At 43.6% G+C, this 12,481-nt stretch carries 10 protein-coding genes and 1 tRNA gene; 5 read left to right on the top strand and 6 right to left on the bottom strand.

Features of this window, described 5'->3' with window-relative positions:
- Nucleotides 1-170 precede the first annotated feature (170 nt).
- From uvrB to ABJF92_RS11200, 5 genes are all read left to right on the top strand, one after another.
- Nucleotides 171-2,198: an excinuclease ABC subunit UvrB gene (uvrB, locus tag ABJF92_RS11220; protein ID WP_446815885.1), complete on the top strand. Its 2,028-nt coding sequence runs from the start codon at nt 171-173 to the stop codon at nt 2,196-2,198.
- Nucleotides 2,199-2,216: 18 nt separating this feature from the next.
- Entirely contained in the window at nt 2,217-2,399 is a 183-nt protein-coding gene (locus tag ABJF92_RS11215) for a hypothetical protein (protein ID WP_445975082.1), read from the top strand.
- Nucleotides 2,400-2,485: 86 nt separating this feature from the next.
- Nucleotides 2,486-2,562: transfer RNA gene (locus ABJF92_RS11210), tRNA-Val, on the top strand.
- A 292-nt stretch (nt 2,563-2,854) separates the two neighbouring features.
- Nucleotides 2,855-4,225 carry a DUF4856 domain-containing protein gene (locus ABJF92_RS11205; RefSeq protein ID WP_446815884.1) on the top strand — a complete coding sequence of 457 codons (1,371 nt, stop codon included), beginning with the start codon at nt 2,855-2,857 and terminating at the stop codon, nt 4,223-4,225.
- Nucleotides 4,226-4,242: 17 nt separating this feature from the next.
- Complete coding sequence (locus ABJF92_RS11200; protein ID WP_446815883.1) at nt 4,243-5,256, top strand: sterol desaturase family protein; 1,014 nt, start codon at nt 4,243-4,245, stop codon at nt 5,254-5,256.
- Here the strand turns inward: ABJF92_RS11200 and ABJF92_RS11195 are convergent.
- The 6 genes from ABJF92_RS11195 to ABJF92_RS11170 form a co-directional block, all read right to left on the bottom strand.
- Nucleotides 5,243-6,271 carry a LacI family DNA-binding transcriptional regulator gene (locus tag ABJF92_RS11195; protein ID WP_446815882.1) on the bottom strand — a complete coding sequence of 343 codons (1,029 nt, stop codon included), beginning with the start codon at nt 6,269-6,271 and terminating at the stop codon, nt 5,243-5,245. The two genes, ABJF92_RS11200 and ABJF92_RS11195, sit on opposite strands and share 14 nt — an antisense overlap.
- Before the next feature lie 161 nt (nt 6,272-6,432).
- Entirely contained in the window at nt 6,433-7,401 is a 969-nt protein-coding gene (locus tag ABJF92_RS11190; RefSeq protein ID WP_446815881.1) for a substrate-binding domain-containing protein, read from the bottom strand.
- 89 nt (nt 7,402-7,490) lie between these two features.
- A complete protein-coding gene (locus ABJF92_RS11185; protein WP_446815880.1) occupies nt 7,491-8,450 on the bottom strand; it encodes an ABC transporter permease in 960 nt (319 codons plus the stop codon).
- A gap of 59 nt (nt 8,451-8,509) precedes the next feature.
- Nucleotides 8,510-10,009, bottom strand: coding sequence for a sugar ABC transporter ATP-binding protein (locus ABJF92_RS11180; protein WP_446815879.1), 1,500 nt, complete (start codon nt 10,007-10,009; stop codon nt 8,510-8,512).
- Between the two features lie 10 nt (nt 10,010-10,019).
- Entirely contained in the window at nt 10,020-11,195 is a 1,176-nt protein-coding gene (locus ABJF92_RS11175) for a Gfo/Idh/MocA family protein (RefSeq protein WP_446815878.1), read from the bottom strand.
- Nucleotide 11,196: 1 nt separating this feature from the next.
- Nucleotides 11,197-12,261: a sugar phosphate isomerase/epimerase family protein gene (locus ABJF92_RS11170; protein WP_446815877.1), complete on the bottom strand. Its 1,065-nt coding sequence runs from the start codon at nt 12,259-12,261 to the stop codon at nt 11,197-11,199.
- Nucleotides 12,262-12,481: the final 220 nt, after the last annotated feature.

Below are 12,481 nucleotides of genomic sequence, written 5' to 3'. Positions count from 1 at the left end.
ATAAGCTTATTTCTTAATGTTATATTTATAGCTGAGCTTAGTAAAGAAAATCTCTGTGTATAAAAAGTGCAAATGCACCGGTTTAACTATGGCGAAAGGGAGGAAAAACCACACGTTAGTAACAAAATTTGTTAATCTGTGTCATTGATTGCACAGCCTAGGAAAGAGTCGTGTCAGAAGAATTTCAAGTCGTTTCATCTTATTCGCCAGCAGGTGATCAGCCTAAAGCCATTGAAAAACTTGTTAAGGGGGTTGAGTCAGGCTTGGCTCACCAAACTTTGTTGGGGGTGACGGGTTCTGGTAAAACCTACACAGTAGCCAATGTTATTTCCCAAGTGAAGCGGCCCACCATTATCATGGCCCATAACAAAACCCTGGCGGCTCAATTGTATGGGGAGTTTAAAGAGTTTTTTCCCAACAATGCGGTGGAATACTTTGTTTCCTACTACGACTATTACCAGCCTGAAGCTTATGTCGCGGCATCCGACACCTTTATAGAGAAGGACGCTTCGGTCAATGAGCATATTGAGCAAATGCGCCTGTCAGCAACGAAAGCCTTATTGGAACGACAGGACGTTATTATTGTTGCCACCGTATCCGCTATTTATGGCTTGGGCGACCCTCAGTCTTACTTAAAAATGATGTTGCACCTAGATCGAGGCGATCGTATTGATCAGCGTGCTGTATTACGTCGTTTAGCAGAATTACAGTACACTCGTAATGATCTAGTGCTAGAGCGTGGTAACTTCCGCGTGCGTGGCGACGTGATTGAAGTCTTCCCTGCCGATTCCGAAGACACAGCGATGCGTATCGAGTTGTTTGATGATGAAGTTGAACAGTTATCACTGATTGACCCACTAACCAATAAAACCCTGCGTAAAGTTCCTCGCATTACGATTTATCCGAAAACCCATTACGTTACACCAAAAGAAACCGTGCAAGCTGCGATAGAGCGTATCAAAGTAGAGTTAGATGAGCGTTTAGAGCAGCTTAAATCACTCAATAAATTGGTAGAAATGCAGCGTTTAGAGCAACGTACTCGATATGATTTGGAAATGATGCAAGAGTTGGGGTACTGCTCAGGAATCGAAAATTACTCCCGCTATTTATCTGGTCGTGAAGAAGGTTCACCACCACCGACTTTGTTCGATTATTTGCCTGACAATGCTTTATTGGTGATCGATGAATCCCACGTCACTGTGTCACAAATTGGCGCTATGTATAAAGGTGACCGCTCCCGTAAAGAAAACCTAGTGGAATACGGCTTCCGTTTGCCTTCTGCGATGGACAATCGACCGATGCGATTTGAAGAGTGGGAACAAATCAAGCCTCAAACCATTTTTGTTTCAGCGACGCCTGGAAAATACGAAGAGGAGCATCAAGATTGGGTGGTGGAGCAAATTGTTCGCCCTACGGGTTTGATCGATCCTGAACTAGAAGTACGTCCGGTGGCCACTCAAGTGGATGATTTATTATCCGAAATTAACCTGCGTTTACCTTTAGGTGAACGAGTGTTAGTAACTACCTTAACCAAGCGAATGGCGGAAGACTTAACGGATTACCTACATGAACATGGGATTCGTGTGCGCTATTTGCATTCAGATATTGATACCGTTGAGCGCGTGGAGATTATCCGCGACTTACGTTTAGGTGAGTTTGATGTGTTGGTGGGGATTAACTTGTTACGAGAAGGCTTAGACATTCCGGAAGTCAGCTTAGTGGCCATACTAGATGCCGATAAAGAAGGCTTCTTGCGGTCAGAGAAATCCTTGATTCAGACTATAGGGCGCGCGGCGCGTAATGTAAAAGGTAAAGCCATTTTATATGCGGATCGGATTACAGGTTCTATGGAAAGAGCGATTAACGAAACGGATCGTCGTCGTGAAAAACAAAAAGCTCATAACGAAGAACATGGCATCATTCCAACCGGTATTAGCAAATCCGTCGAAGATATAATGGAAGGGGCTTATAACCCTGGTGCAGGCAAGCGTGGTAGTAAGGTGAAGAAGGTCGCGGAAACGGCCAAAGACTACCAAGTTGAAAGTATGGAAGATGTGGCTCAGGTTAGAAAAGCTATAGTACAACTGCAAAAAGAAATGATTTTGGCTTCAGAAGAATTGAAGTTTGAATTGGCGGCGGGCTATCGTGATCAAATTCGCCAGTTACAGCGAAAGTTAAAAGATGTGGGTGAAGCCTAAACGGCTTGAGGTGGAAAAATGGCGATTACATTACGTAATTACAATATTATTCGGGTGATTGATAATGGTGTCATCGTCAATTGCACCGTGCTGGAAATGTGCTACGACTATGCATTGGTTAAGTTTAAAGGGAAAAATTACAAAGTGCCTTATCATCTTATTGACCAAGTAATCGGCCACGAATTATTGATTCCTACTTGATCAATTCTATTTTTGAATCTCGTTAAAAAATTGTTCCAAGAGGCTTGTCAAAAGCCCTTTGCTGGGTATAATAGCCCACACTTTTTAGGACTATAGCTCAGTTGGTTAGAGCGCATCCTTGACATGGATGAGGTCGGCAGTTCGAATCTGCCTAGCCCTACCAAATTATAAAGCCTCGACAGTTTGTGTTTATTCACTACGTCGGGGCTTTTTTGTATGTGTAGTTCCTTTCTAACCCTCTATGTCAGTATTTTGTAAGCGATTCATCTAATCCCTGTAATTTGCAAGGGATCATCACGATCTTAACGCTGATGTGATATTTTCGTACAAATTAAGTAACAAGATCAATATTGTTGTTGATACCTATTCTCACTACTGTTATTTTGTGTGCCAATTATCTTCGCTTGCTTGCAAAGCGTTGCCAAGTTTTGTTCATTTAAATAGGAAAAACAACCATGAAAAAGACACTCTTAGGCCTATGTGTAGCATTTTCAGCACACTCCATTGCAGCGGATCAATATGCTTTTGATATCACTCTGCAAGGTTATAAAGGTGATGCAACGTCTTCTGTTTCTTACGGTGGCCAAATTGCACGTCATGCGTTGCATAACTCTTTGAAAAAAGTTGTCAGCAAAGGTGATGAAGCAACTATGCTGCAGTATCTTTCTAGCAAAGCAAGCGGCTTAGAAATTCTAGACCCAGTATCAAAAGATGGTTTCAAGGTTAAACAAACACAAATCGATGAATTGTCGACAGGTAAAGACTTATTATCAAGCGCCTACGATGGTGTGGTAACAGGCTGGCCGGGCAACCCAACGGGTCAAGAACTGCTACAACAGCTTGTGACTTTAGCGGGCAAAACGAAAAACGGTTATGACCCAGTAAACGGTTATGACTACACTCAGTTAGTGTCTAAATTCGCTATGGGCGCCGTGTTTTATAACAAAGCCGTTAACCATTATTTGGAAGAAAAGCTGGAAGCGGATCAGCACCCGAATGATCAAGCTTACAAAAAAGGCACAGCTTACACAGGCAAAGAACACGTTTGGGATGAAGCTTTTGGTTACTTCGGTGCACCGGTAAATGGCATGTCGTTAACGGCGAAAGAAGTGGTTCAGGTTACTAAGCTTAACCCAGCTGTATTCTCCAAAGCCGACGCAAACGGTGATGGTGTTGTCGATCTAAAATCTGAAATGGCTTATGCGCACGCTTACTATGCAGCAAGTGTTGATGCGAGCGCAGGCACTAATTATTTCCACACCATTATGCAAGCCTTTATCGATGGTCGTAAAGTTATCACGTCAGCGAAGGGTGAAGTATTAACGGATGCTCAACGCAATGCGATTAAAGAGCAGGCGAAAATTATTGCCACCGCTTGGCAGCAAGTGATTGCTGAAGCAGCGTACAAATATGCTGGTAGCGTTTACTCAGACATTGAAAAAATCGCCATCATTGAAGAAGCTCACGGTGATGTGAAAAAAGCTTACCGTAACTATGTAAAACATTGGGGCGAGCTAAAAGGTTTTGCTTTAGCACTTGAGGGTGCGGGCCGTGATCTTGGTAACGCTCAAGCGGGTTTAGACCGCTTAATTGGCTTTAGCCCAATTTTGTTTGGTAACACGCAAGTCGTTGCTTTAGACGGCAAAGGTGGCTTCGTTCAAACGAGCGCTGTGACCATGCAAGAATACAAGCTTAATATGATCAAAACTCAGAACTTGTTAGCTCAAGCATTTAATCTAAAAGCGAAGCTTAATGACCGTACTGCGGGCATGAGTGACGTACTGAAGCAAATTAATGCAGCAGGTAATAGCGCTGAAAACGATTAATTTGTCGTTAGTATTATATGTTTGAAGTCTATTTAGGCTGGTTGGAAGAGGAGTTGGCGAGTGCCTTCTCCTCTTTCTTTGATATGGGCAAAAGAGTTTCCTTTGTCTATTTAATCTCTGCGTTCTTTACAGCAGCGGCCATTTTTTATTGGCGCTATGGTAAAGAAGGCTTTGGGCGTATGTCTGCCTTATTATCATGGCGAGTATGGTGGCATCCTTCTGCTCGGGCAGATTACCTCTTATGGATCGCCAATCGTTTCTTGTTGGCACTGATCCTTCCTAAAATGCTCAGCCAAGCAGTTTGGGTGAGCTGGTTATACTTCTTTTGGTTAGAGCAGGGATTCACTGCTTTTTCATTAGGCTGGCCAGACCTTTGGGTGATGGCGTTGTTTACCCTTTGTTATTTTCTTGCCGACGATTTTTCGCGTTTCTTTGTTCATTGGTGCTTGCATAAAAATGCCTATTTGTGGGCTTTTCATCAGGTTCATCACAGTGCCAAAGTGTTAACACCCTTTACCGTGTTTCGAACTCATCCAGTTGAAGGTGTCTTGTTTTTACTACGCTCTTTGTCTGTGCAAAGTGTGTTGATCAGTGTGTTTCTTCTGCTTTTCCCTCAGCAGGTTGGCTTGTGGCAAATCTTCGGGGTGATCGTCAGTTCTTTTGTGTTCAATGCTCTCGGGGCGAATTTGCGCCACTCAGGAATCGCCTTAAGTTACGGTGAAAAAATTGAAAGATGGCTTATCTCACCTGCTCAGCATCAGCTTCATCATTCTTTAGCACGAGAACATTATGATAAAAACTTTGGTGTGATATTAGCCATTTGGGATCGGATGTTCGGTAGCTGGTATAAAGGGGATGATAACCAAGTTATTCAATATGGCACTGGGTTGCTGATTGATCAGCAAGGCTGGCTTGGCCAATGGTTGCTACCTTTGACTCAAGTAAAGGGACTTGTTAGCAAGCGTGTTAAATCTATTTTTTGTATATGTTCCAGATGGGCAAAACGCTCTATCCCGACTAAAGGTCGGTAGATAATCTCTGGTCCATTGGAGGCGGGCAGGAGCTCTCCCGAACAATAAGTTGAGTTGGTAAGGTCATTTCTGGGTTAGGCTTTTTCCCAGATAAGATATCGAGAAGTAGCTTTATGGAGGTTTCACCGATAAGTTGCCGAGGCTGGTGGATGGTCGTTAATTCAGGGTAGCAATATTCACTTAGGGCAAGATTATCAAAACCGATGATGGAGAGTTGCTGAGGAACGTCAAACTCAAGATCTCGTGCTGCTTTTAACGCTCCTATAGCAGCCTCATCGCTATGACAAACAATGGCAGAAGGCGCGTTCTTTAGCGTCAATAGCTGTTTTGCTGCATTGTAGCCATCGATAAACGCAAGATCACTTTCTATTAGATACTCTTCATTATTCACCAATTTCCATTTCTTTAATGTTTCTACGTGGCCCATTATACGAGCGTTGAAAATAGGGCTTTGGCTTTTTCCAGAGATACAGGCGATTTTGTGATGCCCCATCATAATAAGGTATTCCACACCTTTCTTGGCACTGTAGTGATTGTCGATATGTACCGTTGGGATGGGTAAGTTAGAAAAGTACTCTGCCGCAATCACCATGGGTAATTTTACGTCACCTTTATGATTAATAATCATGGATTCAGGTATATCTGCTGTTAGGGATAATATGCCGTCAATTTGTTTGGTCTCATAAAGGTCTAAATAGCTTTGTAGACGTGTTACATCATTCCCTATGTCACCAATTAGCAGTTTATAGTTATGTTTATGAGCAAGGGCCTCGATACCATGAACGACGTCTGAGAAGAACGGACTTTCAATATTGGGCAAGATAACAACGATGGTTCGCGACTCATTTTTCCGCAGATTTCTCGCGAGTATATTGGGTAAGTAATCCATTTCTTTTGCCGCTTTTTCAACTTTTAAGCGGGTTTCAGCTGAAACAATTTCTGGATTAGCCAGAGCTCTTGATACTGTGGCGGTGGATACCCCAGCGAGCTTGGCGACGTCTTTCACTGTTGCCATAAATTAAATACCACTATTTAGGTGATGACTACATCTGCTTTGTCGTCGTGCTATAAGGTTATTTTGGTCTTTTGCACTGTCGATTTAATGCTCGCTTTATAGAAAAACGGCCATTAAGGTTAAAGCCTTAATGGCCTGGCGCTTCAATGTGTAACTCTTTATTAATACGCGGCGTCTTTAAAATAATAATCCGCTGCGTTCTCTTCGGTCACTAGGTCTGCACCTAGAATTACTCGAGATGGCTCATGGTACAAGTAGCCTATTTTTTCATTTTTAACACCGTGTACGGCAAGAGCAATACCTGATGCAATCATAGAAGGGCTGTATGTTACGGTTGCGCGAACCATTTTGCTGCCAGCCTGGATCATTTCAATAATATCTTTCGAGCCAGCACCACCTAATACCGTTTTAATGTCTTTGCGGCCGGATTCTTCGATAGCTTTTAGAACACCTTTTAACATGTCATCATCTTGGCACCAAACTGCATCAATTTTTGGGTGCTTCTGTAAGAAGTTTTCCATGACTGAAAGGGCTTTTTGAGTTGACCAATCACCTGGTTGCGAATCAAGAATGTTAATTTTAGGGTAATCCGCCATAACATCATTAAAAGCGTCTACACGTTGCTTGTTGATCGGGATTTGTAAACCTTCGATCACAACAACATTACCTTTGCCGTCCATTTCTTCTGCAAGCCATTGTGCACCAACGCGACCTAAGCCGACATTATCACCAGCAATGAAGACATTTTGAGCGGGAGTGGCGAGTTCACGGTCTACCACAACGGTATATATGCCTTCGCTGAAAGCTTCTTCGATAATTTTTTGTAGTGTCGCTGGGTTATGAGGAAGGATAACCAAGGCATCGATGCCTCGAATCATCAGGTCTTCAACATCGCCTACTTGTTTGGAGCCAGAGCTTGCAGCAACCACGTAAAACTCTATATCTTTTTCCTGTTCCTTTAGGTCCTTTACGGCTTTATTTGCCCACCATAACAGTCCTGCGGTCCAGCCATGATCAGCGGATGGCACACTAACACCGACTTTATATTTGGCCGCATAACTGGTGCTGACAAAAGCAAACAGCATAGTAAAGACTGCAACGACTTTCATGATTTTATTCTTATATTTCATGGTCTATCTCCGTATTACAGGTTTAGATTATTAAGATGCGTTGTGCACCTTGGATACTTGTTTCTCTCGTTACAAGAAAAACGAAGTGGTTAACGGTCACCTTTAAACTGCACGAGTACAGCGATAAGAATGACTAAGCCCTTCACCATGCCTTGTAGGTAAGGTGAAATGCCCATTAGGTTCATCATGTTATTGATAATGCCGAGAATAATGGCGCCGATCACTGTGCCCCAAATAGTGCCTTTACCACCGGTGAGGGCTGTTCCACCAATTACTACTGCAGCGATGGCGTCGAGTTCATAAAATAATCCTGCATCGCCTGGACTGACTGAATTTAGACGAGAAGCCAGTAGTACTGCAGATATGCCAACTGAGAGGCCAGCAATTAAGAAGGTAAGAAAGTAGACCCAGCGTACTTTTATAGCGGAATAGGACGCGACCTTGGCGTTTGAGCCGACAGCACATACATGGCGGCCAAAAGCACTGTGTTTAAGTAGGATGTGATAAGCGATGGCGAGTAGGATAAAAATCCACACAGGGTAGGGGATTGCCCATAAGTAACCACCACCGATATCTGAAAAGTGAGGGTTTTCAGAAACCATTTCCCCTGCATCACTGATATAAAGCGTCATGGAGCGAAAAATCGACATGGTTGCTAAAGTCGCGATAAAGGAGGCGACCTTACCCTTGGTTATTATTAGCCCGTTTATGGCTCCGAACATGGCTCCTAGTGCAATCGCCGATGATACTGCCATGGCTACTGCCCACCAGCCATCGCCTACGCCATTGATGATCATTATGGACAAGACACCGACTAGGGCGACCATTGATCCTACTGATAGATCTATCCCCCCAGCGATAATGACGAAGGTCATTCCCAACGCAATAATGCCTGTGTAGGAAACCTGTCTTAAGACATTGGTGATATTCCGAGGCATAAGGAAGTGTTCACTGGCTATAGATGAAAATAGCACTAGCAAAACTAAGGCTATAAATGGCGCATAGGTGGCCAAATCCAGCCGTCTTACGCGTGTAAGAATCAAAGACATGAGTAAACCTCTTTTATATTGTTGTTATTTTGAAAATTGGGTATTGGCAAGTCTGCCTATCAGCCGCTGGCGGCCTGCTTTAAACCTGCGGCATACAGCATGATCTCTTTTTCATTGATGGCGTCGCCGGTTAGCTCACCCATGATTTCGCCAGATCGCATAACAATTACGCGATGAGATAAGCCCATTACTTCTTCTAGCTCGGATGAAATGACAATGACTGAAACGCCTTGCTCAGTCAGACTTTGAATAAAGTGATAAATTTCTTTTTTGGTATTCACATCTATGCCACGGGTAGGCTCGTCGAGTATGAGAATACTGGGAGAGGTATCCATCCATTTTGATAGATAGACTTTTTGCTGATTACCGCCACTTAAGTTAATAAGGTTGGAGTGAATAGAAGCCGCTTTAATGTCAAACCGATCAACATAGTCACGAGCAACAGACTTCTCTTTTTTATGCTGAATAAGACCTTTAACATACGCGCTCAGTGAAATCAGAGTGATGTTTTTGGGAATATCAAAGTTCATGATTAATCCCTTACCCTGACGGTCTTCGGAGAGGTACGCCAATTTGTAATGCAGTGCGTCTGAAATATTTTCAATCTTTGCCGGTTGGCCAAAAACTTCTAGGTCACCGCTGTCTTTTTTTCTGAGGCCCATAATCGCCTCAGCCGTTTCTGTTCTACCCGCACCGATTAGCCCAGCGAAACCTAAAACTTCCCCTTTTTTGAGGTGAAAGTTGATGTTTTTCAGCACACCTTTAATTGAAAGGTTGCGAACTTTTAAGGCGTCAGTTTGTTGGTGTTCGGACAGTGGAGGGTAGATTTGATTAAGCTCCCTGCCGACCATTTTTCGAGCCATATCTTCTTCATCGATATCCTTCACATCATCTACGCTGACAAGATGACCATCTCGTAAGATCGCAAGGCGGTCACATAAAAATTTTACTTCTTTCAACTTGTGAGAAATAAAAATAATGGTCACGCCTCTTTGTTTCAAACGACCCACTAAGGCAAAGAAAATCTCAACTTCGTGATCGGTTAAAACCGTTGTTGGCTCATCCATGATGAGAATTTGCGAATCGTTTACTAGAGCCTTCGCAATTTCAACCATCTGTTTCTCTGCCACACTCAAGGTCTCAATGAGCGCTTCTGGGTTGAGTTCAGTCTTTAGTTCTTCCAGTAAGGATTTTGCTTTATTACGCATGGCCGTTTTATCTAACCAGCCTCTGCGTTTAATCTCATTGCCAAGAAAAATATTCTCAAACACATTAAGAGTACTAATAAGGTTGAACTCTTGAGGGATCATCGCTATTCCCAGCTTTTTTGCATCCGTCGCTGATTGAATATTGACTTCTTTGCCATTAATTTTGATGTCACCTGCCGTTTTCGTATAGATGCCACTAATGATTTTTAATAGAGTGGATTTGCCTGCTCCATTCTCACCTAAGATCCCTAGCACTTCACTGCCATAAATATCTAGCGTAATTTTATGAAGTACTCTTACTCCAGAGAACTCTTTCACAATGTTGTGAATTTGCATGATTGGCTCATTCATATTGTTACCCTCATTCATCACTTGTCGTTTCTGTTGGTGTGAGAGGGCACCAAGCGCCGTTATTCTCTGCAGACGCTAACACAGCAGATATAAACTTCATGCCTTCTACTCCGTCGTCAACACTAGGGATTAGGCCCTGAGCGGTATGAATGCTTGTACCACCTTGGATGGCTTCAATGGCGTCTGCAATTTCTAAATAAAGATTGGCAAACCCTTCAAGGTAACCTTCGGGGTGGCCCGCTGGAATACGTGTCAGTGCTGATAGGTGAGGGCTTGAGCCATGGCCCGCACGGGTGATGAGCTGCTTAGGCTCGCCAAACTTAGCTAACCACAATTGATTTGGCGACTCTTGGCACCACTCTATGCCTGCTAGCTCACCATAGACTCGAATTTTTAGCGCATTTTCATTGCCTGGAGCGACCTGGCTTGCCCATAACATGCCCTTGGCACCATTGCCAAATCGCAGCATGGTATGTACGTTATCATCCAGTCTTCTTCCAGGTACAAACGCCGTGAGATCCGACGCGACACTCTTGACTTGTTGACCACTAATAAAGCACGCAAGATTGAATGCATGAGTACCTATGTCACCTAGGCAACCCGCTTTACCTGACTTCTCAGGATCCGTGCGCCATTGGGCTTGTTTGTTATCCGTTGCTTCTGCTTTATCCGTTAGCCAGTCTTGGGCATATTCCACTTGAATGACGCGTAGATCGCCTAGTACCCCTGTATCCACAAAGTGTTTTGCCTGTCGTACCATTGGGTAAGCGGTGTAGTTGTGAGTAAGAGCGAAAAATACCCCCGACTCAGCCACAAGTTTTTGAAGCGCTTGGGCTTCCTGTAAATCTTTAGTGACGGGCTTATCACAGATCACATGGATTTTGTGTGTTAAGAAACAAGCAGCAACTGGGTAGTGCATATGATTGGGGGTGACGATAATGACGGCTTGAATGCCGTCTTCACGCCGTGCTTCTTGTTCTGCCATTTCTTGATAAGTCGCGTAACTACGATCTGGACTAATACCAAGATTCAAAGCGGAATTGAGAGCTCGTTGGGCGTTAGAAGAAAGTGCGCCAGCAACCAGTTCAAAGCGATCATCAATGCGACTAGCAATACGATGTACAGCGCCTATAAAAGCCCCGTCACCTCCGCCAACCATACCAACACGAATACGTTGATGACTCATGTTACTGCCCCTCCTTTAAACCTAATATTCTCCGGTTCATCGCTTGGTCAATCCCACTGCTGGCAAAATCATCAAAGTCACGTTCTGTTACCCGGATAAGGTGATCATTGACAAACTTCACGCCTTCAATGGCTCCGGCTTCAGGGTGTTTCATACAACACTCCCATTCAATGACCGCCCAACCGTCAAAATCATATTGGGTCAGTTTTGAAAAGATGCTCTTGAAGTCAACTTGACCATCACCGAGTGAACGGAAACGGCCAGCTCTATCGATCCAGTTTTGATAACCGCCATAGACCCCTTGACGACCTGTAGGGTTGAATTCAGCGTCTTTTACATGAAACATTTTGATTCGATCGTGGTACAGGTCGATGAACTGCAAATAATCGAGTTGTTGGAGCACAAAGTGTGAAGGGTCAAATAAAATATTGGCTCTTGAATGTTGGTTGACCGCATCAAGAAACATTTCAAAGGTGACGCCGTCATGAAGATCTTCACCGGGGTGGATCTCGTAACAAACATTGACGCCACAATGGTCAAACTCATTTAAGATGGGGAGCCAACGTTTGGCGAGCTCTTCAAAGCCTGCTTCAACGAGGCCTGCTGGACGCTGTGGCCAAGGATATAAGTAGGGCCAAAGTAGTGCCCCTGAGAAGGTTACATGGTTTGTTAAACCAAGATTTTTAGACGCTTGAGCAGATTTTAATAACTGACTTACCGCCCATTCTTGTCGAGCTTTAGGGTCGCCTTTGACTTTATCAGGGGCAAAGCCGTCAAACATATCATCATAAGCTGGGTGGACGGCAACAAGTTGTCCTTGTAGATGAGTCGAAAGCTCGGTAATTACCATGTCATGCTGAGCGAGAAAGTCTTTCAGGTACTGGCAGTACTCTAAGTCCGTTGCGGCTTTATCTAAGTCAAAGATACGTTCATCCCAAGTAGGAATTTGCACGCCTTTAAAGCCGATATCAGCAGCCCATCTTACAATATTTTCAAAGCTGTTAAACGGTGCTTCATCTCCAGCGAACTGAGCTAAGAAAAGAGCAGGGCCTTTCAAAGATCGCATAATATTAACCTCATATTTATTTTTATTGGGCGGAAAATTATTTGCTGTAATCGATTACATATTTTTAAGTTTTGTTACATCGCAGAGTATAGTGAAAAGCCTTTTTATGTAAACGCAGGCCGATTCAAGCTTGCTATGGAACCCCCACATTTCGGCTTAAAAAGCCTCAATGATCTCAGATTTTTGGCACATTATTATGTTTTTTTGTGAAGGTGTGTTG

Origin of the sequence: Marinomonas sp., assembly GCF_039940335.1 — a bacterium.
GTDB lineage: Bacteria > Pseudomonadota > Gammaproteobacteria > Pseudomonadales > Marinomonadaceae > Marinomonas.
The sequence above is the reverse complement of the archived record's forward strand: the minus strand, read 5'-3'. Positions and strand labels throughout refer to the sequence as shown.

Excerpts from the sequence above, each read along its gene's own strand:
- ABJF92_RS11185 (WP_446815880.1), bottom strand. The coding sequence starts at position 8,450 with ATGTCTTTGATTCTTACACGCGTAAGACGGCTGGATTTGGCCACCTAT.
- ABJF92_RS11200 (WP_446815883.1), top strand. The coding sequence starts at position 4,243 with ATGTTTGAAGTCTATTTAGGCTGGTTGGAAGAGGAGTTGGCGAGTGCC.
- ABJF92_RS11180 (WP_446815879.1), bottom strand. The coding sequence starts at position 10,009 with ATGAATGAGCCAATCATGCAAATTCACAACATTGTGAAAGAGTTCTCT.
- ABJF92_RS11175 (WP_446815878.1), bottom strand. The coding sequence starts at position 11,195 with ATGAGTCATCAACGTATTCGTGTTGGTATGGTTGGCGGAGGTGACGGG.
- ABJF92_RS11205 (WP_446815884.1), top strand. The coding sequence starts at position 2,855 with ATGAAAAAGACACTCTTAGGCCTATGTGTAGCATTTTCAGCACACTCC.
- ABJF92_RS11195 (WP_446815882.1), bottom strand. The coding sequence starts at position 6,271 with ATGGCAACAGTGAAAGACGTCGCCAAGCTCGCTGGGGTATCCACCGCC.
- ABJF92_RS11190 (WP_446815881.1), bottom strand. The coding sequence starts at position 7,401 with ATGAAATATAAGAATAAAATCATGAAAGTCGTTGCAGTCTTTACTATG.
- ABJF92_RS11170 (WP_446815877.1), bottom strand. The coding sequence starts at position 12,261 with ATGCGATCTTTGAAAGGCCCTGCTCTTTTCTTAGCTCAGTTCGCTGGA.
- ABJF92_RS11215 (WP_445975082.1), top strand. The coding sequence starts at position 2,217 with ATGGCGATTACATTACGTAATTACAATATTATTCGGGTGATTGATAAT.